Genomic DNA, 23,324 nt, shown 5'->3' on the forward strand with positions numbered 1-23,324 from the left:
TCCGGTGTTCGCGCCATTAACGCGCCAGACGCCGGGTGTGGCAAGCGAAAGGATAGGTCGATGGGATAAAAAAGCGCGGAAAACCGCGCTATTGCGAATGCGTATCAGAATAATGGATCAGGCGGCGACCGCAGGCTCGATGAGCGCGTCCCGCTCTTCACGGATCACTTCGTCCGCTTCTTCCAGGCACTGGCCGCAATTGGGCCGCTTGCCGAGCTTGGCATACACGCTTTCAGCCCCGCCGCCGTGATACTGCCGCGCAGCCTTGCGCAGTTCGCATTCGCGAATGGCGTTGCAGATGCAGGTATACATTAGGCGGCGAATCTCCGTGGTCTTCGCCATAGCTAATGCGAGTCGCTTGCAAGAGCAAGCCAATTGCGAATTATTCTCACTATCGTTTGAGCGGGAAGAACCGCCAGTACGTAAGGCAACGCCACAGCCATTCGAGCGGGCCATAGCGGAAGCGTTCGAGCCAGGGCTTCGACCATCCCAGCATGACCGCCCAGCCGAACAGCACGACGAGGTAGAGCTCCGGCCGCGTAAGCTCGCCCCACAGCCCGCCCGCCCATGGATGGAAGACCAGCATCATCAGCACCGATGTGCCGAGATAATTGGTGAACGCCGCGCGACCTGCGGCGGAAAGCCGCTCCGCCAGCCATCCGCTGGCATGCGCTCCATACAGCGCCAGCAGCGCCGCAAGGCCGAGAACGACAGGCAGCCGCACATGGTGTGTGAAGCCGGTAAAGGCTGCTATCGTACCCCAATAGGTCAATCCGCCATCGCGCATGGCGAGTGCGATAAGCAGGGTCAGCGCCGACCCGACGATGACGCCCAGCCATCCCCATATCGCCTGCTTGCGCGCATTCAGTCCGCCGCCGAACAAGCCAGCGCGGTAAAGGCCCATACCGATGAGCATGAGCGGCAGCGTCTCGAACATGAAGGTGCTGAGCGAGATCAGCGGGTCCGTCAGGTGCTCGGAGAACTGGTGAGTGACGAAATCGATATAGCTGCCATCCGTCAGCACCTCACGCTCCAGCGCATCGTCCCGCCCGACGTCCTGCTTTGCCTCCGTCAGCCCGGCCGTGGCCTCCGCCATCTTAGGATCTTGCCCCAGCGCTGTGTCGGCCAGGAGATAGGGGAAGCCCATGAAGAGCACGAATGCGAAGCCTGCCATCACATAACCCAGCAGACCGATGACGAGAAGATTTCTGGCGGACCAGCGCAGGAAGGCCATCGCCACGAAACCGCTAACTGAATAGAGAAAGAGGATGTCGCCGCGCCAGATGAAGAAGAAGTGGATCAGGCCGAAGACGAGCAGCCATGCCAGCCGCCGCGCCTGCAGCGCCCGACTCGCGCCGCGTTCCCAGGCCTTGTCCATGAACAGCGCCAGCCCCGCCCCGAACAGGAGGGTGAAAAGACCGCGCATCTTGCCGTCGATCAGAACGAATTGCGCTACCCACAGCCAATTGTCGGGGTCGCCCGTCGGGCCGATCCAGGCGTCCGGCCACATATAGGCGGTAAAAGGCTGGCCGAAGGCAACGATGTTCGCGCCGAGAATGCCCAGAACGGCAATGCCGCGAATCAGATCGAGGCTGGCGATGCGCTCTTTCGGCTTGGCCGGCGCGGGTTCGGCACCGCGCGGCGTATCAGGCGTGGCCTGTTGGTCTGTCATGGCGATTCCCTGTCCGTCCCGCCTGCGACTCTAGCCGCGCGAGCGGATTAGTGAAGCGCCGATACGGCTTCAGTTGCGGGTAACAAGGCAGTCCTGCCCCACGCGGCGCAAGCTGTTGCACGCGCTCTGCGCTTCGGCGCGGGAGGCATATCCGCCCGCCTGCAGCCGCGTGACGCGCCCGGTCGGGATCAGCAGACGCTCGCGTCCGGCGATTTCGGGCCGGGAAGAGAGGCGCGTCCAGAGCCTTTCTGCATTGCCGGGCACGCCGAAGGCACCGAGCTGCACGCGCCATGGCCCGCTGGCGCGCGCAGAGGGCCGAGCAGGTGCGGCGGCGACCGTCCGCGTGGGCTCCGGCGCAGGAGTCGTTACAGACGCAGGCCTTTCCGCCTGTGCGAAGCTCGCACCGGCATCCGCCGGGCTTGCCGTGCCGGTCGCCACTCGCGCCTGCTGTACGGCATCGCGCGCGGCGACAACCTCGGGCGAACGCGCGCGGTCATCCTCGCTGACCGAAAGATCGGCAGCGGCCAGTTCGACCGAGCGCGCGGCTTCGGCCTCCGCCTGGAGCTGGCGCGCCAGTCCCGCCGCGGCCTGGCGCTGTTCCAACGGGATAAATCCGTCCATCTGCGCAATCGCCGGCCCGGCCTGTGGCAGGCCGTCGGCATTGGCGAGCGTGAGCAGCGCATAGGCCCGCTCCCAGTCGCGCTCCACGAGGTCGCCGTTGAAGTGCGCGATGCCCAGCAAATATTGCGCGCGCGGATCGCCGCGCCGTGCGGCCGCCACCACGTAAGGCAGCGCCTCTTCCCGCCGACCATCCTGAAACAGGATCAGGCCGTAGGTATCGGCAGCGCGCAAGTGCCCCGCTGCCGCAGCACGGGCGTAGAGATCTTCGGCGCGCGCCAGGTCCATCGGCACGCCGCGACCAAGCCGGTATGCCTGAGCCAGATTGAAGAGCGCATCGGCATCGCCTTCGCTCGCCGGGCCTTCCCATTGTGCGATGGCAGCGGGATAGTCGCCCCTGCTCCACGCATCGACGCCATCGCGCACGGATTGCGCCGCAGCCGGCATCGCGATCGAAACGGCGATCGATAACAGCGCCCCACCGAGCCAGGTCGAATTCCATAACGACATCGCACCAATCCCCATCTGCAATCGTTGCCAATCCGAAGGTGCCATAGTAAACGAGCCTTTAGCAAAGCGTTTATGTGGACGCCCCTTATTGACACGCTTCCGCCGGTGCGGGGCGGGCGTGAAAAACTTGCCGCAGGCCATCGAAAAGCCAGATCGGGCCTGTGCACATTAACTCAAAATAAAGGGTATCCTGCGAAGCCCGTTGTCGGAAGGCCCGGATGATCATTCGGATCGGGGTCGAAGACTTTAGGGGGAATCGCCTTGCGCGTTTTGGCATTGGCATCGCAAAAGGGTGGATCGGGCAAGACCACTCTCTCCGGTCACCTGGCCGTGCAGGCACAGCGTGCCGGCGCCGGACCGGTCGTTCTTATCGACATCGACCCGCAGGGTTCGCTTGCGGATTGGTGGAACGAGCGTGAGGCCGAATTCCCGGCCTTCGCGCAGACCACGGTCGCACGTCTCGCGAACGATCTGGCGATTCTTCGCCAGCAGGGTTTCAAGCTTGCCGTGATCGACACGCCGCCCGCCATCACGATGGCGATCCAGTCGGTGATTTCGGTTGCCGAGCTGATGGTCGTGCCCACTCGCCCCTCGCCCCACGATCTGCGCGCAGTCGGCGCCACCGTCGATCTTTGCGAGCGTGCGGGCAAACCGCTCATCTTCGTCGTGAACGCCGCCACGCCCAAGGCGCGCATCACCTCCGAAGCCGCCGTTGCGCTGTCGCAGCACGGCACGGTCGCCCCGATCACCATTCACCACCGCACCGATTTCGCCGCATCGATGATCGACGGCCGCACGGTGATGGAAGTGGATCCCGAAGGACGCTCGGCCCAGGAAGTCACCGCGCTGTGGCACTATGTCGCCGATCGCCTCGAAAAGAATTTCCGCCGCACCGTGTTTGCAGCGCCGGGCAGCAAGTCCGCCGCCGCGAATGGTGCCGCACGCCAGCAGGCAGGCTTCGGCCGCCGGGTGGCACAATAATGGGCAGCTCGGCGATCAGCGAAAGCAAGAGCTTCGCCTCGCTCGGCCCGATGCTTCTTGCACGCAAGGGCACGGCAAAGCCGGCCATGCGCGCACAGCTCGAGCAGTCGGACCGCATGGCCATGCTCGAAGACGATTTCGATGCGCTGGCGGAAAGCCAGGACGCGCTCGGCTGGAATGATATGGGCGATGCCTTCGCCGATAACGATCAGGTCGTGCCGCTCCCGGTCGCCAATCGCCGCAGCAAGGCAGCGAAGCGCGCCGACAAGGCGGTAAAGGCCAAGGACAAGGCCGCGTTTACCCTGCGCCTCGATGCAGAGCGTCACATGAAGCTTCGCCTTGCGAGCACTCTTGCGGGATCGAGCGCACAGCAATTGGTGACGCAGGCGCTTGACGCATTCCTCGCCAAGAATCCCGAACTCGAAGCGATCGCCGAACAGATGGCGAAGAACTCCAAGACGTCCTGAGGGGGACCCAGACGATGCATATGGCAGACAAGCGCAATCCGATGATCGGTTTCGGCATGACCACCGCGATGGCGGCGGTCATGCTCAGCGGCTGCGCCGGGCATCCCGGCGCGCAGGCGAATGTCTCGACAGCGCAGGCACAGCAGGCCGTCGACAATGGCTATACGCAGGCGGTGCAGGCTGCCGAAGCCGCCGTGGCGGCGGAGCCGCGCAACGCCGCTCACCGTATGCGCCTTGGCAACGCCTATCTCGAAGCCGGTCGCTTTGCGTCCGCTTCCGCCAGCTTCCAGGACGCGATGGCGCTGGGCGATACAAGCCCGCGCGCCGCGCTCAGCCTCTCGCTCGCATTGACGGGGCAGGCACGCTACTCCGAATCCGCTGCGCTGCTGAACGAGTATGAAGGCGACATCTACGCTGCCGATCTCGGCCTGGCACTTGCGCTGAGCGGTCAGCCGGATCGCGGCATCCACATTCTCAGCAACGCCATTCGCGGCGGCGACAATACGGTGAAGGTTCGCCAGAACCTCGCTTACGCTTACGCCGTTGCCGGTCGCTGGCGCGAAGCGCGCATGATGGCTTCGCAGGATATTCCTGCACACGAAGTCGGCACCCGCATGACGGAGTGGGCACAGATGGCTTCGGCCGACGCCTACCAGGCTCGCATCGCCAATCTGCTCGGCGTTCCCGCGGGCATTCGCGATGGCGGCCAGCCGACGCATCTTGCGCTCGCCAATACCGTGCCGACGCAGCTGGCCGAGGCGCCCACCGCAGCCGCACCTGCTCCGATGGCGATGGCCGCTCCTGCAGAGCGGATCAGCCTGCCGGTGAGCGGTGGTGAGCTGCCTTCCGTTGGCGCGCCCGATAGCCGCTATGAAACGGTGGCCCAGCCCGCTGCGCGCCGGAGCCAGCCGGAAAGCTTCGCCAATGCGTTCGCCGACACGGCTCCCGTTGCCGAAGTCGAGCGGAGCGATGAATTCGTAACCCGCCCCGTGGTCCAGCCCGCTTCTCGCGAGCTAGCCGTTGCCGCGAGCGCGCCTGCACCGCGAGCCACCGCGCCTGCCGCAACCGCGCCGCGCACCAGCGCCATCACCGCCGCGCGTGATATCACGCAGCCGGCCCTCGTGCGGAGCAAGCGCGCAAGCGCCCCGGTCACCGATATCGCCAGCGATCCGACGCATCTCGTTCAGCTCGGCAGCTTTTCCAGCCAAGCGAGCGCCGAGCGTGCCTGGGGCATCTATGTCGAGCGCTACCCTGAGCTGGCCGACCGCCAGATGGTCATCACACAGGCCGTGGTGCGTGGCCGCAATTACTGGCGCGTTTCCGCTGGCGGCTTCGACAATGCGAGCAGCGATGCCATGTGCGACCGCGTCGATGCGGCGAGTGGCGATGGCTGCATCAGCTGGGCCGCCAGCAGCCCGCTGCCCGGCGCTGTCGATACGGGCGTTCGCCTCGCGCGCCGCTAATTATCTTCCCCTTCTCCTGGCGAGAAGAACCCGAAAGCCCCTCCCCGTCCACCGGGAGGGGCTTTCTTTTTTGGCCTAGAGCCGGAAGCCGCCGTCGCTCACCAGCGTCGTGCCAGTGATGCCGGCAGACGTATCTGAGAGCAGGAAGAGGATTTGCCCGGCTATCTCCTCGGCAGTCGCAAAGCGGCCTAGCGGCGTCGCCTGCGCAGCCATCGTCGCGAGCGCCCCGGCGCGGTCGCCCTGGTGCTTGGCCACGAGCTCCTCGAAGAACGGGACGCCGTCCCAGATCGCAGTATCGACGCCGCCGGGCGCGATCGCGTTGACGCGCACGCCCTTTCGCGCAGCTTCCTTGGCGGCAACCTTGGCCAGCTGGATCACCGCCGCCTTGGAGGAGGCATAAGCAGCAATGCCCTGCTCCGCCTTGACGCCGGTGACCGAGGCGGTGAGCACGATGGACGCGCCTTCCGATGCCTGCCGCATCGCGGTTCTCAGCGACAGGAATGCCCCGTCGTAATTGACCGAGGTGACGCGCTTCCAGTTCTCGAATGTCGATTTGACGATCGGCGCGTTCTCTCCGGCGATCCCGGCATTCAGCACCGCGCCATCGAAGGTGTCGCCAGCCGCCTCGATCGTGTCCCACAGGCCTTCGTCGGCGACATCCCCTGCATGCCGCACGGTCTCGCAATCGAGTTCCAGCCCATCCAGAGCGTCGCCATTGCGGTCGACCAGCACCAGCTTTGCCGCGCCCGCTCTCGCAAGCGCAAGCGCGCAGGCAGCCCCGATGCCGGAGGCTGCGCCGGTAACCAGCACCGTCTTTCCAGTCATGTCAGTCATCGATCCGCATTCCTCCCTTGAACAGCGCGGTGACGCGGCCCTGCACGGGCTGCCGGTCGAACGGGGTATTACCCGCCTGCGCTTCCATCTTCTTCGAATCCACCACCCAGGGCGCTTCAGGATCGACGATAGCGATGTCCGCCTCCTTGCCGACGGCCAGCTCCCCCGCCTCCACGCCCAGAAGCCGGGCTGGATTTCGCGCGATCAGATCGAAGGCGCGCGGCAAGTCGATCACGCCATCGCGCACCAGCGTCAGCGTCATCGCCAGCAGCGTCTCGGCTCCGGCCACGCCGGGTGCCGCGTCGGCGAAGGGAAGGTTCTTGTCTTCCGGTCCGCGCGGATCGTGGCCGCTCGAGATTACATCGATCGTATTGTCGCCGATGGCCTCGATCACGGCCTGCCGGTCATCCTCCTCGCGCAATGGCGGGGACAGCCGGAAGAAGGTGCGGTAATCGGCCAGTGCGAGGTCTGAGAACATGAAATGCGCCGGCGTCACGCCCGCGGTGATCGCCACGCCGCGCGCTTTTGCCTGGCGCACGAGATCGAGCCCAGCGCGGGTCGTGACCTGGCGGACATGGATACGCGCGCCGCTCGCCTCTGCCAGTGCAATATCGCGGGCCAGAGCCAGCGTTTCCGCAGCCTTGGGCGCACTGGGAAGCCCGAGCCTCGTGGCCATCTCCCCAGCGGTCGCCGCCGCATTGCCGACCAGCGTGGCATCTTCGGCATGGGTCACGACCACAAGGTCGAGCATCGCGGCATATTGCAGCAGTCGCAACATCACACCGCTATCGCCGATCCATTTTCTACCCGTCGCCACCGCCTTGGCACCGGCATCCTGCATCAGCGCGATTTCCGCCAATTGCTCGCCCGCCAGCCCAACGGTCGCCGCAGCGAGTGGATGCACCCAGAGATCGGGCTTGCCACTCTGCGCTGCAAATCTCACCCGCGCTGGATGATCGAGCGGTGGAGACTGGTCCGGCATCAGCGCAGCGCGCGTGATCCCGCCGAAATGGAAGGCGGGTTTGTCGATAGCGAACACGCCCAGATCGACGATGCCCGGGACAACGAGCTTTCCGGCCGCGTCCAGCACGTCGTCGGCGTTTCTCTGGCCCTTGCTGTCCGATATCCGTCCGTCATCGGCGTGCAGCGACTGCTCGAAAACGCCGTCGGGCCGAACGATCCGGCCATTGCGGATGGAAAGCGCGCGCGCCTGTCTCACACCCACTCCCCCTCGCCCCAGCCGGAGATCCCGCGAGCCTTGCGTGTCAGAATGTCGAGGCAGGCCATGCGAATGGCGACGCCCATCTCCACTTGCTGCGTGATGATCGAACGGCCTTTCAGATCTGCGATGTCGCTGTCGATTTCGACCCCACGGTTCATCGGCCCGGGATGCATGACGATGGCGTCGTCCCCGGCGAGCGCCAGCCGTTCTTTCGTCATTCCGTACAGGTGCCGGTATTCGCGTGGGCTGGGAATGAACTGCCCGTCCATCCGCTCGTTCTGCAGGCGCAGCATCATCACGACGTCGGCCCCCGCGAGGGCATCGTCGAAGCGAGTGAATGTCTCGACCTCCATCCGCGCGATCCCGCTCGGCATCAGCGCTGGCGGCGCGCAGAGGCGCACCGAAGCCCCAAGCGCCTGGAGGCACAGGATGTTCGAGCGGGCAACCCGGCTGTGGAGGATGTCTCCGCAGATCGTCACTTTCAGCCCGGTGAAATCCTCGGCCTCCTGTCCCCGCGCGCGCAGCACGTGGCGCAACGCCAAAGCATCGAGCAGCGCCTGGGTCGGGTGTTCATGTTGTCCGTCACCGGCATTGAGAACCGGGCAATCCACCTTGCCCGCAATTAGACCCGTCGCCCCGCTCGACCCGTGGCGGATGACGATGGCGTCGGCCCGCATGGCGTTGAGCGTCATCGCCGTATCGATCAGCGTTTCACCCTTTTTCACCGACGATTGCGCGGCATGCATATTGACGACATCGGCGCCGAGGCGTTTGCCCGCGATCTCGAAGCTGAGCAGCGTCCGCGTCGAATTTTCGAAGAAGGCATTGATGATCGTGAGGCCGGACAGGCTGTCCGAATGCTTTGCCGCCTGCCGGTTGAAAGCCACATATCGCTCGGCCTCGGCCAGCAGATAGAGGATTTCGTGGCGTTCCAGATCGCCGATGGCGATCAGGTCGCGATGCGGAAACGCCCGTCTCCCCGCCGGGAAGCGGGATGCGGAGGTATCGGAGGGCGGCGCTGTCATTAAAGCCAAGCCGTTAGTCGAGAGCCGTGCGCACCTCAAGCGGTTAAAGCTGGCCCTGCCGCGCCGCACTGCCTAAATGGCGAGCGAGACTGATTTCCAACGGGGATTTTCGATGGGTTTTGCGCGCAAGGTTTGGCGATTGCTGGTGGGCATCAAGGATGGGCTCGCGCTTCTTTTCCTGTTGCTTTTCTTCGCCCTCCTCTTCGCAGCGCTGAGCGCCCGGCCCAATCCCGGCGTGGTGCGCGATGGCGCGCTTCTGCTCGATATCGATGGCGTGGTCGTCGAGGAAGTGGCACCGATCGATCCTTTTGCCGCCCTGATTTCGCAAAGCGTCCCGGTGCGCGAATATGCGGCGCGAGACCTTATTCGTGCGATCGATGCAGCAGCTGGGGACGAGCGTATCGAGGCGCTGGCGCTCGATCTCACCAGTTTCCTTGGCGGCGGCGCCGTTCACATGCAGGGGATCGCCGAAGCGCTCGACCGCTTTAGCGCAGCGGGCAAGCCGATCTACAGCTACGGCATTGCCTATAGTGACGATGCCATGCTGCTCGCGGCCCACGCGGACGAGGTTTGGGTGGATCCGCTGGGCGGCGTGGTCATCACCGGGCCGGGCGGCGAGAACCTGTATTACGCGAATGCGCTCGAACGCTTCAACGTGAACGCGAACGTCTATCGCGTCGGCACTTACAAGAGCGCGGTCGAACCGTGGACACAGAACGAAATGTCTCCCGCCGCGCGCGAAAACCTCACGCAACTTCTGGCAACGCTATGGGGTGAATGGCGCGCGGCCGTAACGGCGGCGCGGCCGGATGCGGATATCGACCTGGTCACCAGCGATGTCGATGCATGGCTCGAAGCGTCGAATGGCGACCTGGCGCAGGCATCCCTTGCGGCTGGCCTTGCCGATCGTATCGGTACGCGCGTCGAATGGGGGGAGCGCATTGCCCAGGAAGTCGGCGAGGACGACTGGAATGACGATCCCGGAACCTTCGCCGCGACCGAATTCGATCCCTGGCTCGCGGATGTCGAAGCGGACCTCGACATTGGCGGTGACGGAAAGGTCGGCGTCGTAACTATCGCCGGGACGATTACGGACGGGGAGGCCGGGCCGGGCTCTGCTGGCGCTGCCCGCATCGAAGCGTTGCTGGACGATGCCCTCGACGACGATCTGGACGCACTGGTGGTGCGCGTGGACTCGCCCGGCGGCAGCGTCACCGGCTCGGAGACCATTCGACGCGCAATCCTGCGGCATAAGGACGCTGGGGTTCCGATCGCCGTATCCATGGGCAATTACGCCGCCAGCGGTGGGTATTGGGTGGCAACCCCGGCAGAGCGCATTTTCGCTGAGCCGCAGACGCTCACCGGCTCCATTGGCGTTTTCCTCGTCGTTCCAAGCTTCGAGGACGCCTTGGCGGAATACGGGATCAATTCCGATGGCGTCCGAACGACCGGCTTGTCCGGTCAGCCGGACCTGTTCTCCGGCTTTACACCGGAAGCCGACGCCTTGCTGCAGAATACGGTGGAAAGCACCTATGGCCGGTTCCTCGCATTGGTCGCTTCTGCACGGGGCATCAGCCCCGAACGTGCCGACGAGCTTGGCCAGGGGCGCGTCTGGGATGGCGGCGCCGCGCGTCAGCTGGGCCTGGTGGATCAGTTCGGCGATCTGGATGCCGCGATTGCGTGGGCGGCCGCACGCGCAGAACTGGGCGAAGACTTCGACGTGCGCTATCTCGGCAAGGATGCCGACTCCTATAGTTCGCTCCTGTCACGCATGATGGCCGGTGGCGGCGCGGAACAGACGAGAAGCGCGGATGTCGCCGCTCTTCTTGCTCGGCGTGAAAACGAAAGGCTGGCGCGCATCGTCGACGATTTCGAGACATTGCTCGGCAGCGAGGGTGTGCAGGCCCGGTGCGTCGAATGTATGGCCGTTCCAGCGGCAGCGCCTGCGTCGTCTCGACCTGAACCGTCACGCGGATTGCTCGCTTGGCTGGTTCAAGGGCTGCGCCGTTAAAGCATCTGACGAGGCTTCGTCTTGCCTTCATCGGGCGCGCATGGCAAAGGCGCGCCCCTGCCGTGAATCGACGACCGTAGCGATCTCTCGGGCGGGCGCGTAGCTCAGTGGTAGAGCACACCCTTCACACGGGTGGGGTCGCAAGTTCAATCCTTGCCGCGCCCACCATCTTTTCAATGACTTAGAAGAGATGGTTTGGATTTACCTGTAAAAATCCTGTAAAACATAGGCGTTCGTGCGCGGACTTTTGCGGCGGCTTTCGGAGCACCATGTCGAAGGCTGAGTTCGGGGAAACCGACCGGGGCCCAAGAGGCCTTTTGCGCGTTATAGGTTTGAAGGTAATCAGGACACCCCAAACTAAGCCAATAACGAGTTGCTAACCCTCAGCGTGCGAGACGCCGCGAATGAAAGCTTCAGATGCCCATTCGCTCCTGCTCACATGCCAGAATCCTCAAAAAGCTTTGACCGAGTTCGGAGATGCTGTCGCCCGGGGCCGCATCCACGGGACCGCTACGGTGCTCCACTTGGAAACTGGCCATGCGGGCGAATTCGCTAAAATCAAACGCTATTGGCTGCGCATCGAAGAGCAGGCTCAGCAGGCCGCTGTGTGGACTTGGGGTAGAGCGGAACTGGCAAGCCAAGGCGAAAACCCCGCAATACGCTTAAGCGATATTGTGTTCGACGAGGGCGCCGTCGAGAGTTTTGTCGCCGAACGAAAACCGTCAAAGCCAGAGCGCGGAAAAAAGCGAAACCAAGATGATTGGACGCCGTTCTGGGTAGCGGCAATTCAGCTAGCCAAAGCTGGAAGATTGAATGCTGGATACTTCCCAACGAAAAAAGCTCTTCATGACCGTCTCCACGTGATGATGGGAGCGACGATGGACATCCAAACGATCAAACCGCTGTCTCGTGTAATCTACGAAGAAGTCTTGCAACCAAATGTTGTCGAGGTCGAGCAGGCGGTGGCCGAGACCGACTAACCCTTTGAACGCCAATTGCGCACCATTTGCGCACCTTGCTCATCTTTTAGCATTCAGCACACCTCCCGAATCGGCGTCCTCGTGTTCGGGATTCAGGTGTTCGATATTCATACAGTTCTGCCTTTCGGTTCGTATCCGAACCGACGAGGCGAATGCCGAGCGTTTTTCACACTCTTTTCCATTCACCCTGCCGGTTCACCCGGCAGGTCATTCTGAAGTGTTCGAAATTTCATTCGGCCCGCAGCTGTCAGCGATAGGGTCCGCCCTCCCCAAGGTGTCGCCACACCGCCCCAGGCCATGACAGGCCGCACCACACAAGGAGGCTTCTGAAAGCCGACGTGCGAGCCTTTGGCGAGCTATACTCGTCGGACCTTCAGTCCGAACGAGCGCAGCAAAATGGTTCGCGCCATAGGTGCATACCATTTTGCGGTATTGCGCCTAAAAAATTGAGTGCGATTGTTTACCAATAAATGGTTCGTCAGCGATCTTGCCATTTGCCGCGAACGTTGTCGAAAAAACCGTTCGTAATTGTAAAGATGGCTTCGCGAACCCGCATCATGATGGGGTTCGCAGGCACTCCTTCTTCTCGATGCGGAAAGAACCATCGCTTTGGAAGGGGGCCCCTTTTCCTTCGCTACGAACAAAAATTGATGGGGCGTTTGGCATACCCGCTAACCGCATCCTAAAACCATGGGTATGCTCGAAGATGACCCTCACTGCGCCTATCGCGAATTGCTCAACCGGACTGCGCTAGCGATCGTTCCTGACGCGACCGCTGAGGACGTCGAAATCAGCAAGCGATTGCGGCGGATCCGAACCCATCTCAAAGGCGGCGCCAGCTATGACAAGCTTTCGCAGGATCTGCAGTTTGCACGCAATCCGGCGCTTGTCTCAACTCATAAGAACAAGACGCGCAAGAGGCTGAGTAGAACCGTCGAACGGACAACGAAGGCAGCTGCAGAAGCAACTGCAGATGCTCTAGCAAAGAACCTAGTCGCCGATCAGGCGAGACTAGAATTGGAGCTGTTCGACAGCGCCGAACCGCTCGCCGAGGACGTCCCCCAGTCGCGAGAAAACCCAAGCGAGGATGGATACAACCTTCGCTATCTCAAGCGACTTATCGGAAAGTTTTCTGCTCATGATGTAAGCCGCTCCGCCGTTCAGTCCGCCCCATCTTATGCCCTTTCCATAGCCGCCGAACTCATTGGGTGGGCAACGCGCGATCGCGAGTTCGAGGATCCTCAGAACCCCATTCCGCATCTCCATCAAGTCGGCGTTTTCGAATGTTGGCGTGACGAACTTTCCGATGAAGAAGCAGTATGGATCGACCGTGCGGCGGCGCTTGATCGCACGTGTGTCATGGATGAAGTTCGCCGAGTCTTCGGCATCGATTTGCCTATCGATTATCCAATGTCGAGTGCTGCGCTTATGGGTATGGCACGACTCGCAGACGCGGATAATCCCATGGCCAAAATCGACTGGGATCTGCATCGAACTGCGGGAGAAAAACTCGAATCCAACGAAGTAGCATTCGTGCAATCGAGCCTCGGCCTAGACGAAAGTAGGCGCGCCGTCGCGGAGGCGACGGTCTCGTTTCTCAAGCGCCGTATCGAGGACGAGACGATCCGAAATTTCGAGCTCTCGGTGCCATTCGGTCACATTCGCCTTATGATCGATGCACTCGACCCAGCGAGCAACGAGACGGACGACTGGGTGCCTCGCTTCTGTGAGAAAATCCAGACGCTGGCGGAGCAACTTGCCCCCGTAGTCAGAAGCGAGGAGGTCTTCTTCGCGCTGATGCATGCGGCGCACGAACACAGTTTCGCGAAGGTGAAATTCAACGAGATGGACGCCGTCAAGCGCGCTGGCGACAGGCACCGGCGCAACATGGAAGCGCTCGACGAGGCGCTGGCTTCCGGCTTGCAGTTCAAGTTCCGCAGCGATGGCATGGTAATTCTCGAGGACCACCCTGACTTTCATCTTATTGCCCAGCAACCGATGACCCGCGAAACCTACATGAGCCCAGCCTCCACACCGTGCGAAGACGAAGCGGGAGTGGCATGCGGATCCGTCGAAGAGACACAAACAGAGCTTCCGCCAGAGGATGATAAAAACATTCAGGGCGCTGGAATTCCGTTTACCCGCACCGCTGAACGAGAAGCCTCGCATGATGAGGGCAGCACCGACCGATCGCCCCCTATCGCTCGAGAAGAGGGAGCCGGACCGCGGGTGCAGACCGAACTCAGAGATAGCCCGAGGGACGAAGTCTCGGAAGCCGGCGAGAGCGCCTCTGAGGGAAATGAAGCGACTTCGCGTGAGGTTGACGCCGCTTTTCTTTCGGACGCCAGGGCCGTCTCAACAGAGGTCACCATACTGCCTCCTATCCGCACACATGAGCGCAGACAAAGGCGTCAAGCGTCTCTGTTCGACGTCAACGACAAGGACGTTATATGAGCAACGACATCGTGACTCGAAGCCCCCACTGGGATGCGATATGTGCAGTCACTAAGGTGGAGGATGTGGCAAGCGGGGTCAGCTTCCCGATTTCAAAAAGCCAAGCATCGCATCTGACCGATACTTATATCATCGCTCACTATGATGGCGAGGGCGCGAGCACGCTCGCACTCATGTTGGCCTGTTTCCTTACGACCGAACCGATGATTTTCGAAGTCGGCACACCGGCAAGCCGGGCGTTCAAATCCCTGGCTGAGGAGCGGCGGTTCGCTCCTCCCGCGCACGCGGCCAATCCGGTGAACGCTGCGATCGACGAGCGGCTGCGCCACCCTGAAATCCCCGCCATTGTCGAGTTTGGACGTATGCATTGGCGAGATGCGATTAATGTCGGAAGACACCTTCAAGGACCGCGTTTCTCGGCAACCGTATACTTTTGCTTTTTGGCCTCAGAGAACGATCAAACTTTGCAAATTCCGAACTTGGCCTCGGATGCCGGGCTTCACAAAGTGCTGGCCTTTGGCGGTTACAAGATTTCCCGAGAAACCCGCGATGGCGTCATCAAGATTCCGATAATCCCATCCGACATGCAGCGGCTAATCTACAGCGAAGGGCTATCCCTAACGGATGCCGCCAATGCCACTTCTGATAAATTTTCGCTGGGTGTGTTCCTAGACGAATTCAAACAATTCGGGCTGGACGTGAATTGGGAATTGACCGGATGATAACTCTCGACGACCTTTGGCAAAGCCTATTTGGCCAACCGATCACCACGTTCGAACGACGTATTATGACCGGAGTGTTAGACTATATCGGAGAGCGTAGCCCGGTCCTCGTGCTCGCCGCTATCTTGGTTTACATTCTGACCTTCGTTCTGCTTCGCGATCCAGCCAGCCCCTTCGTCATTTCGCGGAAACTTGGCGATACCATGCGCGATTTGGAGCGGCGCTTGCATGAGAACGAGCAGGGAGCTTACCTGTTCACACTCGCCCGCAAAGAGCTATTCGAAGACATCGAATTCACGAAGAATGTTTTGGCGCTCGCTCGAAAAGACGCCCGTGAGAGAGAGGATCTGCCCGCGCGCGCATATTGGAAAATCGGAGTCGTCTCGTTCGCTGGGATGTTGGGCGCAATAGCGTTTAGTTTAAGCATTCTTAAGCTGACCGGCTTGGCATAGCGTCTGCCACGTGCCGCCTGATTTCTCTTCAATCTCTTTTGTATTTCCCAGCTGACTGAAAGCTGGCTACGATTGCGTTCTGCGTGCCTGCCGAACACTCAACCTCCAAGTAGTTGATCCGCGCTGCGTTGGGACTGGACGCGGCTGGAGCCGTGGCGTTAACTGCGAGACAAGCACCTTAAATCAAGCCAGCGGCGAGCAGAGCAATGGCGCGGGTCCTGTCATGGACCAACGAACATAGCTAGCCGAGCAATCGCAGAAAGAACATTCATGGCCGTCAAAAAGTCCGACCTTTATTCATCGCTCTGGGCGTCCTGTAATGAGCTGCGCGGCGGCATGGATTCGACCCAATACAAGGACTACGTCCTTTTCATGCTGTTCATCAAATATGTGTCGGACAAGTATGCGAACAGCGACGACATGGAGCCTCCGATCGTCATCCCCAAAGGCGCATCCTTTGATGACATGGTGGCGCTTACCGGTAACCCGGAGATCGGCGATCTCATCAACACTCAGGTCATTCAACCGCTTGTCGAAGCCAACGAACGGCTGGCTCGCACCGACTTTCCGGACTTTAACGATCCGAACAAGCTTGGGGATGGTAGTGAGAAAGAGAAGCGGATCAGCAACCTGATTGCGATTTTCAACAGTCCCGATCTCGATTTCGCGCAGAACCGTGCCGATCATGATGACATTCTGGGAGATGCCTACGAATACCTGATGCGGCACTTCGCGACGGAAAGCGGCAAGAGCAAAGGCCAGTTCTACACGCCATCCGAAGTCAGCCGCATTATCGCAAAAGTTATCGGTATCTCTCCCCAAAATTCCGTGGCTGGAACCACCGCATACGACCCCACATGCGGCTCCGGCTCGCTGCTACTCAAGGTTGCAGCTGAAGCGGGCAAACGGATCACCCTGGAAGGCCAAGAGAAAGACGTCACCACCGCCGGTCTTGCCCGCATGAATATGATCCTGCACGACTTCCCAACCGCCAATATCCTGCCCGGCAATACGCTGACAGCGCCCAAGTTCTTGGAAAATGAGCGCTTGCGCACTTACGATTACGTCGTCGCAAACCCACCCTTCTCGGACAAGTCATGGAGCAATGGCTTCTCCTATGACGAGGAGGGAGCGGTCGCGGACATTCATAACCGCTTCGTCTGGGGGGCGCCGCCGAAAAAGCAGGGCGATTACGCATACCTGCTCCACATCATCCGCTCGATGAACAGCACAGGCAAGGCGGTCTGCGTCCTCCCTCACGGCGTCCTGTTCCGCGGCAATGCCGAGGCGACCTTGCGCGAGGCGCTCGTGCGATCTGGCTACCTCAAGGGGATCATTGGCCTGCCTGCCAACCTTTTTTATGGGACCGGCATCCCGGCCTGTCTTGTCGTGCTCGACAAGGAGAACGCCACCGCCCGCCGCGGGATCTTCATGATCGACGCCGCCAAAGGGTTCCGAAAGGACGGCGCCAAAAACCGCCTGCGCGAGCAGGACATCCACCGGATCGTCGACACTTTCCGCAAGGGTGCGGATGTGCAGAGATACGCCCGCATGGTCCCGTTTGACGAAATCATGGACGAGCGAAACGCCTTCAACCTGAACCTCGCGCGCTACATCGACACGTCTGAGCCGGAAGACATCCACGATATCGACGCGCATCTCAACGGTGGCATCCCTGTAAGAGATGTCGAGGCGCTTCATCCTTGGTGGGAGGTCATGCCCGGGCTTCGCGGCAAGCTATTCGGAGATTTGCGGCCCGGCTATCTCGATATGACGCTCCCCGCTGAAGAAGTGAAGGATGCGATCAGCGCCGACACGGAATTCAAGCGTTTCGCGACCTCGGCCGGAGAAGTCTTTACTGCCTGGCGCGAAAGGACGGATGCGACGTGCCGCCGCTTTGCAGCCGGCGATAATCCGAAAGAGCTGATCGAAACAGTCTCCGAGGATTTGCTGGAAGCCTTCCGGGCTGTCCCGATGCTCAACCACTATGACGTGTATCAGCATTTGATGGATTATTGGGCCGAGGCTCTGCAGGATGACGCTTATCTGATCGCGGCTGTCGGCTGGGTCGATGGCGTGCAGCCGCGCGAAATTACCAAGCGCAAGGGCAAGAGCGGTAAGATGGAATGGCCCGAGCCGGGTGACTACACGCTGGGCAAACGCCGCTTCACGTCCGATCTGGTTCCGGCGCGGCTTATGGTGGATCGCTATTTCGAAGCCGAACAGGCGGCGATCGACGAGCTCGACGGTCGCATCGCCGAACTGGAACAGGATCTTGCCGACCAGATCGAGGAAGGTTCGGGCGAGGACGGATTGCTGTCCGAGGTGATCGAGGGCGAAGGCGACAAGCAGAAGATCGTAGCCAAGGCGCTTAAGGACAGGCTGAAGGAGATCGGCGAAGACCTCGATTTCGCAGATGAGCGAGCCGCGCTCGAAGCCTACAAAAAGGTTATGGATGCGCTCGCCAAGACGAAGAAGCAGCGCAAAGCGGCCCAAGACAAGCTCTGGCAACTTGTTCATAAGAGATACGCTGCACTCAGCGAGGATGACGTGAAGACACTCGTAGTCGCTGACAAATGGCTGGCGGTCGTCAAGGAGAGGGTTGCCGGGGAGGTGCAGCAGGTGGCTCAAAAGCTTGCTGCTAGGGTCTGCACCCTTGCCGAGCGTTACGCTTCGCCCTTGCCTCAGTTGGAGCGGGAGGTTGATACGCTTTCATCGCGTGTTGCCGGTCATCTCAAGGCCATGGGTGCAACATGGAAATAAGGCGAGGATACAAGCAGACCGAGATCGGAGTTCTCCCAGCGGATTGGCCTGTTGAACCCCTTGAACGGTTTCTTAAACAGAGAGCGACTTACGGGGTTGTCAAAGCGGGCAAGTTCCAATCTGTTGGGATACCTATGCTAAGGGGTGGAGACATTGCTGAAGGACGCATTGGCTCTGACCATCCTCTGATCTCAGTTGAGAAAAGCTCCGAATATGCGCGAACCGTCCTTCGGCAAAATGATGTCGTCATCGCCCTGGTTGGATACCCGGGCGAGGCAGCAGTCGTCCCGGCAAGATTGATAGGCGCAAATATATCCAGAGCTGTTGGGCTTTTGCGAACAAAGGCCAAGCTCAATCCAAACTTCCTGGTTGCACTCCTAAACTCGCCTTCTGGTCGAGCCGAGTTTCTGCGGCCTAGTGCCGGATCTGCCCAGATCGTTGTGAATCTTAGTGCTCTTAACAAAATGCGCCTTCCCGTCCCGTCACTCCCCGAACAGCGCGCCATAGCGGTGGCGCTGGCGGATGTGGATGCGACGATTGCGGCTATGATCAAGCTGCTCGCCAAAAAGCGCGACCTGCGCACCGCCACCATGCAGCGCTTGCTCACGGGAGAGAAGCGTCTTGCAGGCTTTTCAGAGCAATGGAGCTTCGCAAACCTAGGAGATTGTTTAACAGCGCCGCCTAGCTACGGCATCAATGCGCCCGCAGTTCCTCACTGTGACACTCTTCCCCGATACATCCGCATTACGGACATTACGGAAGAAGGTGATTACCTTCCTGACCCGCTGGTAGGCGTAAAATCGCACGACCCTCGCTATATTCTAAAGCCAGGCGACATAGTGTTTGCAAGAACCGGTGCCACGACTGGTAAAACCTATCTATACGATCCGAAAGATGGGCAGCTTGTATACGCGGGATTTCTGATCCTAGCCCGTCCCGATCCTGAAAAACTAGTATCGAAATTTCTTGCTGCCTACACCACTACCAGATCTTATTGGAATTGGGTGAAAACTGTTTCTTTGCGCAGCGGGCAACCCGGCATAAACGGCCAACAGTTCGCTCGCCTCGAGATTCCTTTACCACCTGTCGATGAGCAGCTGGCTATCGCAGAAGTCATAACGGCGGCAGATCAGGAAATCGCTCTTCTAAAGGCTCGGATCAAGAAAACGCAGGCCCTCAAGCAGGCAATGATGCAGGCGCTTCTTACCGGCCGCGTGCGCCTTCCTCTCGAAACAGTCGAGGACGCCGGCAAGGAGCTTGCCGATGCTTGACCGCCCCCGGAGCGAACGGGTGACACAGGATCGCCTCGTGCGCTTTATTACCGCGCCCGCAGCGAACGACGGTCTTGGCTATAATTATCTCGGCGACTGGTCCAAGCGCGATAACAATCGCTGCGTCGAGCCCGAGCTTCTGCGCTCGAACCTATCCGAGCGGGGTTACACGCCGGACGAGATCAACGCCGCCCTCACCAAGCTGATGCAGGCGATCGAGGTCACAGGAACCACGCTCTACCAGGCGAACATGCGCACCTACACGCTGCTGCGTTACGGCGTGGACGTGCAAACCTCAGCCAGCGAGCCCTTCAAGACAATCCATCTGGTCGACTGGGACAACCCAGACAACAACGATTTCGCTTTGGCAGAAGAGGTAACCATCAGGGGCGGCCACGAGCGGCGGCCCGACCTCGTGGTCTATCTCAACGGGCTTGCTGTCGCGGTGATCGAACTCAAGCGCTCCTCGGTCGAGATCGGCGACGGGATCCGGCAACTGATCTCCAACCAAGAGGAAATATTCAACGCCCCGTTCTTCGCCACCGCGCAATTGCTGCTAGCCGGCAACGACACCCAAGGGCTGCGCTATGGAACGGTGGGAACGCCCGAAACCTACTTCGTGGAATGGCGCGACGAGGACCCGCCAACCGACGATTTCGCTCCAGGTGTTTTGCTGGACCGACCGGTTAGTCAGATCCTGCGCAAGGACCGCCTTCTCGATCTCATCCGGCACTTCGTCATTTTCGACGCCGGCCAGAAGAAGGTGCCACGGCAGCATCAGTTCACCGGAGTAAAGTTGGCCCAGGAACGGCTGGCAAAACGCGAGGGCGGCGTGATCTGGCACTCGCAGGGTTCGGGCAAGAGTATCCTCATGGTGCTGCTGGCAAAATGGATACTGGAACACGACCCCGAGGCGCGTGTTCTCATCGTTACTGACCGGGACGAACTCGATAAGCAAATCGAGGGCGTGATGCGAAACGCCGGTGTCACCGCAGCCGACGCACCCTCGCCGCGGGTGACGAAGCGGGATCAATTCGTGAGCTGGCTTGGTTCCCCCTCGCCCCGCCTGATCTGCGCGCTGATCCATAAATTCGACACGACCGACCTATCGGGTCCGCCGCCAAAGGTGCACGGCCGGTTCTACGTCTTCGTGGACGAGTGCCACCGCACGCAGGGCGGCGACATGAACAAACAGATGAAGCGTTGGTTGGAGGGTGCGATCTTCGTAGGCTTTACCGGCACGCCGCTCCTGAAGAAAGACCGGCAGACCACGCGAGACGTGTTCGGGACCTACATCCATACCTACAAATTTCAGGAAGCCGTGCGGGACAAGGTGGTCCTCGACCTGAAATACGAAGCCCGCGACGTGCCGCAGAAAATGACGGACCCAGCTGCCATCGACGCTTGGTTCGAGAAGCAGACTAAGGGCCTGAACAAATATCAGAAGGCAGTTCTTCGCAAGCGGTGGGCGAGGATGGAAGAGCTGCTCAGTTCGACAGGCCGCAAACAGCGTATCGTTGCTGAGATCGTCAAGGACTTCGATCTCAAGCCTCGCCTGTCAGATGATCGCGGCACAGCGATCCTAGTCGCCGATTCCATTCGCGATGCATGCGAATACTTCCGACTTTTTCAGGGCACCCGTCTGGCTGGCCAAGTGGGGATTGTCACCTCATTCGAGCCGAACCACAACGCGGTCTCCCGTGAACCTGCCAAGAGCGATGAACGCTATAAGTTCGACACCTACACGATTTTCGTGCTCGCGAGCGGTCAGAGCACCGGAGCCTATGAAACGGAGATCAAGCGTCGGTTCATCGATGAACCAGCGAACATGAAGCTGATCATCGTCGTCTCAAAGCTGCTCACCGGCTTCGATGCCCCAAGCTGCACCTACATCTACCTCGACGACACGCTGCGCGATCACAATCTTTTTCAGGCAATTTGCCGCACCAACCGGCTCGATGGCGACGACAAGGAATATGGCTACATTGTCGACTTCAAGGAGCTGTTTGGAAAGGTCCAAGAGGCAATCGCAATCTACAGCTCCGACGAGCTCGATGTCGACCAAGGGGACGGCGGCGACAATAACGTCACGATCAAGGAATGGCTCGAAGAAGGGAAGGCGCGACTGGAGGCTATCCGCGAGGAACTGCACTATTTATGCGAACCCGTTCCGCCGCCTCGCGAGGTTGAGCAGTTTCTGCGATATTTCTGCGGCGATGCCGGTAGCCCCGAAGCGCTGCTGGAGACGGAACCGTTGCGGATCGCCTTCTACAAGTCGGTTGCCTCGTTCGTGCGAGCGTATGGTGCACTGGCCGCCAACCTAGAAGAGGCGGGATACTCAGCGACAGAGCAGGCCGAGATCGTTGGAGAAGTCGAGGCGTATGTGGACTTGCGCGCAGCGATCAAGCGACACTCGGGAGAGGAACTCGACATCAAGCCCTACGAGGCGGATATGCGGCACCTCCTGAACACTTACATTGAGGCAGAGGCAGCCAACACTCTTGGAACGCTCTCCAAGGTATCGCTCACCGAAGCGATCATCGAGACCGGAATCCACGATGCCATTGCCAAACAGCTCAACGAGAAAGGCAAGCTTTCGAAGAACGCGATCGCCGAAGGGATTATCAACAATATCCGCAAGACGATCATCCGCGAGCAGTTAACAGATCCGCGCTTCTATGAGGAGATGTCCAAACTGCTCGAGGACCTAATTAAGCATGCTCGCGAGAGTGCGGTAGCTTACGAAGAGTTTCTTCGCGAGGCCGAGGAACTGGTTAGGAAACTAGCGGAAAAGGAAGCCGATCCGGGGCTACCTGCAGCGCTTCAAGGCAACCGTGAGGCTGCTGTGATCTACAACAACTTGGCAGCGCTCCCGGCGACGACATTCGCTTGTCCGCTAGGTGATGATGAAAGAGCAAATCTAGCTCTAGAAGTGGACATCGCTGTCCGCGAGCGCGCGCCCGCAGGATGGAAAGGCGATCCCATCCGAGAAAAGGAAGTTAAAAACACACTGTTCCCCCTCTTCGACCGCGACCGTGATGCTACCATGGCGATATTCAAAATCATCAAGAGCCAACCGGGGTATTGATGGTCGAGACAATCGAAATCGCTGACTTGTCGATCGCAGTGACTCGAAAGGCAGTGAAGAATGTCCACCTTTCGGTTCATCCTCCGGAAGGTCGCGTCACACTCGTTGCACCGACTGACACACGGATCGAAGTGGCTCGCGCCTACGCCATTACACGCCTAGGTTGGATACGAAAGCAGCAGGAGCGATTCCGGGACCAAGTTCGCGAGTCACCGCGGCGGTTCGTGACACGCGAAAGCCATCATCTTTGGGGAAGACGTCACCTCCTGAAGATCGAAGAGCACGAAGGTCGACAAGGTGTGACTGTTGGCCACCGAACCATCCACCTTCGTGTCAGGCCTGGGTCAGACACATCAAAGCGGGCCGAAATCATTCATCGATGGCACCTCCGTCTTTTGCACCAAGCCCTGCCGCCCATAATTGAAAAATGGGAGCCTCGTTTGAGCGTAACCGTCGAACGCTACTTCCTCCAACGAATGAAAACGAAGTGGGGCAGTTGTAACGCTGTGCAGCGGACGATTAGATTGAACACCGAACTCGTGAAGAAGCCCCGCGACCTACTCGAATACGTGGTGGTGCACGAAATGATCCATATTCTCGAACCAACCCATAGCCCGAGATTCTTCGAGCTTCTCACAAAGAACTATCCGAACTGGGCCGAGGCTCGCCTAGAACTGAACGAGCTTCCGGTCCCTGCGATGTAGGCAAAGAGCTTTTTGGGGCGAGATTGTTTTCGACCTGCTCGAAGGTCGCGATCAAACTTCTTTACGAGAGCAGGATCAAGCGGTGTC

At 60.3% G+C, this 23,324-nt stretch carries 18 protein-coding genes and 1 tRNA gene; 13 read left to right on the forward strand and 6 right to left on the reverse strand.

Going from position 1 to position 23,324, the window contains the following annotated elements; all coding sequences use genetic code 11:
- Positions 1 to 117 precede the first annotated feature (117 nt).
- The 3 genes from D6201_RS06835 to D6201_RS06845 form a co-directional block, all read right to left on the reverse strand.
- Positions 118 to 342, reverse strand: a complete 225-nt coding sequence (locus D6201_RS06835; RefSeq protein WP_422664694.1) for a (2Fe-2S)-binding protein — start codon at positions 340 to 342, stop codon at positions 118 to 120.
- Between the two features lie 49 nt (positions 343 to 391).
- Positions 392 to 1,672 carry a DUF418 domain-containing protein gene (locus D6201_RS06840; RefSeq protein WP_120048122.1) on the reverse strand — a complete coding sequence of 427 codons (1,281 nt, stop codon included), beginning with the start codon at positions 1,670 to 1,672 and terminating at the stop codon, positions 392 to 394.
- A gap of 69 nt (positions 1,673 to 1,741) precedes the next feature.
- Positions 1,742 to 2,845: an SPOR domain-containing protein gene (locus D6201_RS06845; RefSeq protein ID WP_242447460.1), complete on the reverse strand. Its 1,104-nt coding sequence runs from the start codon at positions 2,843 to 2,845 to the stop codon at positions 1,742 to 1,744.
- 216 nt (positions 2,846 to 3,061) lie between these two features.
- Between D6201_RS06845 and D6201_RS06850 the strand changes: the two genes are divergently transcribed.
- Genes D6201_RS06850 through D6201_RS06860 form a run of 3 tightly spaced genes read left to right on the forward strand, consistent with a single transcriptional unit; the run spans position 3,062 to position 5,711 of the window.
- Complete coding sequence (locus tag D6201_RS06850; protein WP_242447461.1) at positions 3,062 to 3,781, forward strand: ParA family protein; 720 nt, start codon at positions 3,062 to 3,064, stop codon at positions 3,779 to 3,781.
- Positions 3,781 to 4,248 (forward strand): hypothetical protein, encoded by a 468-nt coding sequence (locus D6201_RS06855; protein ID WP_120048125.1) that lies wholly within the window; start codon positions 3,781 to 3,783, stop codon positions 4,246 to 4,248. The genes D6201_RS06850 and D6201_RS06855 overlap by 1 nt, the downstream gene beginning before the upstream one ends.
- A 14-nt stretch (positions 4,249 to 4,262) precedes the next feature.
- Positions 4,263 to 5,711: an SPOR domain-containing protein gene (locus tag D6201_RS06860; protein ID WP_120048126.1), complete on the forward strand. Its 1,449-nt coding sequence runs from the start codon at positions 4,263 to 4,265 to the stop codon at positions 5,709 to 5,711.
- 75 nt (positions 5,712 to 5,786) lie between these two features.
- Here D6201_RS06860 and D6201_RS06865 read toward each other — a convergent pair whose 3' ends face one another.
- The 3 genes from D6201_RS06865 to D6201_RS06875 are packed head-to-tail and all read right to left on the reverse strand — an operon-like array spanning position 5,787 to position 8,792.
- Complete coding sequence (locus D6201_RS06865; RefSeq protein WP_120048127.1) at positions 5,787 to 6,545, reverse strand: SDR family NAD(P)-dependent oxidoreductase; 759 nt, start codon at positions 6,543 to 6,545, stop codon at positions 5,787 to 5,789.
- Entirely contained in the window at positions 6,538 to 7,764 is a 1,227-nt protein-coding gene (locus D6201_RS06870; RefSeq protein WP_120049261.1) for a dihydroorotase, read from the reverse strand. The genes D6201_RS06865 and D6201_RS06870 overlap by 8 nt, the downstream gene beginning before the upstream one ends.
- Positions 7,761 to 8,792 (reverse strand): aspartate carbamoyltransferase catalytic subunit, encoded by a 1,032-nt coding sequence (locus tag D6201_RS06875; protein WP_120048128.1) that lies wholly within the window; start codon positions 8,790 to 8,792, stop codon positions 7,761 to 7,763. The genes D6201_RS06870 and D6201_RS06875 overlap by 4 nt, the downstream gene beginning before the upstream one ends.
- Positions 8,793 to 8,904: 112 nt before the next feature.
- Between D6201_RS06875 and sppA the strand changes: the two genes are divergently transcribed.
- From sppA to D6201_RS06925, 10 genes are all read left to right on the forward strand, one after another.
- Complete coding sequence (sppA, locus tag D6201_RS06880) at positions 8,905 to 10,803, forward strand: signal peptide peptidase SppA (protein WP_120048129.1); 1,899 nt, start codon at positions 8,905 to 8,907, stop codon at positions 10,801 to 10,803.
- A 93-nt stretch (positions 10,804 to 10,896) separates the two neighbouring features.
- Positions 10,897 to 10,971: transfer RNA gene (locus D6201_RS06885), tRNA-Val, on the forward strand.
- 236 nt (positions 10,972 to 11,207) lie between these two features.
- Positions 11,208 to 11,783, forward strand: coding sequence for a hypothetical protein (locus D6201_RS06890; protein WP_133303959.1), 576 nt, complete (start codon positions 11,208 to 11,210; stop codon positions 11,781 to 11,783).
- A 690-nt stretch (positions 11,784 to 12,473) separates the two neighbouring features.
- The gene (locus D6201_RS06895; RefSeq protein ID WP_133303960.1) at positions 12,474 to 14,237 is read left to right on the forward strand and encodes a hypothetical protein; all 1,764 of its coding nucleotides are present in this window, start codon (positions 12,474 to 12,476) and stop codon (positions 14,235 to 14,237) included.
- Positions 14,234 to 14,959 (forward strand): hypothetical protein, encoded by a 726-nt coding sequence (locus tag D6201_RS06900; protein ID WP_133303961.1) that lies wholly within the window; start codon positions 14,234 to 14,236, stop codon positions 14,957 to 14,959. Before D6201_RS06895 ends, D6201_RS06900 begins: the two co-directional genes overlap by 4 nt.
- The gene (locus D6201_RS06905) at positions 14,956 to 15,411 is read left to right on the forward strand and encodes a hypothetical protein (RefSeq protein WP_120048133.1); all 456 of its coding nucleotides are present in this window, start codon (positions 14,956 to 14,958) and stop codon (positions 15,409 to 15,411) included. The genes D6201_RS06900 and D6201_RS06905 overlap by 4 nt, the downstream gene beginning before the upstream one ends.
- 270 nt (positions 15,412 to 15,681) lie before the next feature.
- Positions 15,682 to 18,174, forward strand: coding sequence for a type I restriction-modification system subunit M (locus D6201_RS06910; protein WP_120048134.1), 2,493 nt, complete (start codon positions 15,682 to 15,684; stop codon positions 18,172 to 18,174).
- Positions 18,165 to 19,445, forward strand: coding sequence for a restriction endonuclease subunit S (locus tag D6201_RS06915; protein ID WP_120048135.1), 1,281 nt, complete (start codon positions 18,165 to 18,167; stop codon positions 19,443 to 19,445). Before D6201_RS06910 ends, D6201_RS06915 begins: the two co-directional genes overlap by 10 nt.
- Complete coding sequence (locus tag D6201_RS06920) at positions 19,438 to 22,533, forward strand: type I restriction endonuclease subunit R (protein WP_120048136.1); 3,096 nt, start codon at positions 19,438 to 19,440, stop codon at positions 22,531 to 22,533. The genes D6201_RS06915 and D6201_RS06920 overlap by 8 nt, the downstream gene beginning before the upstream one ends.
- Entirely contained in the window at positions 22,533 to 23,237 is a 705-nt protein-coding gene (locus D6201_RS06925) for a M48 family metallopeptidase (RefSeq protein WP_120048137.1), read from the forward strand. The genes D6201_RS06920 and D6201_RS06925 overlap by 1 nt, the downstream gene beginning before the upstream one ends.
- Positions 23,238 to 23,324: the final 87 nt, after the last annotated feature.

This window comes from Aurantiacibacter aquimixticola (genome assembly GCF_003605475.1).
GTDB lineage: Bacteria > Pseudomonadota > Alphaproteobacteria > Sphingomonadales > Sphingomonadaceae > Alteraurantiacibacter > Alteraurantiacibacter aquimixticola_B.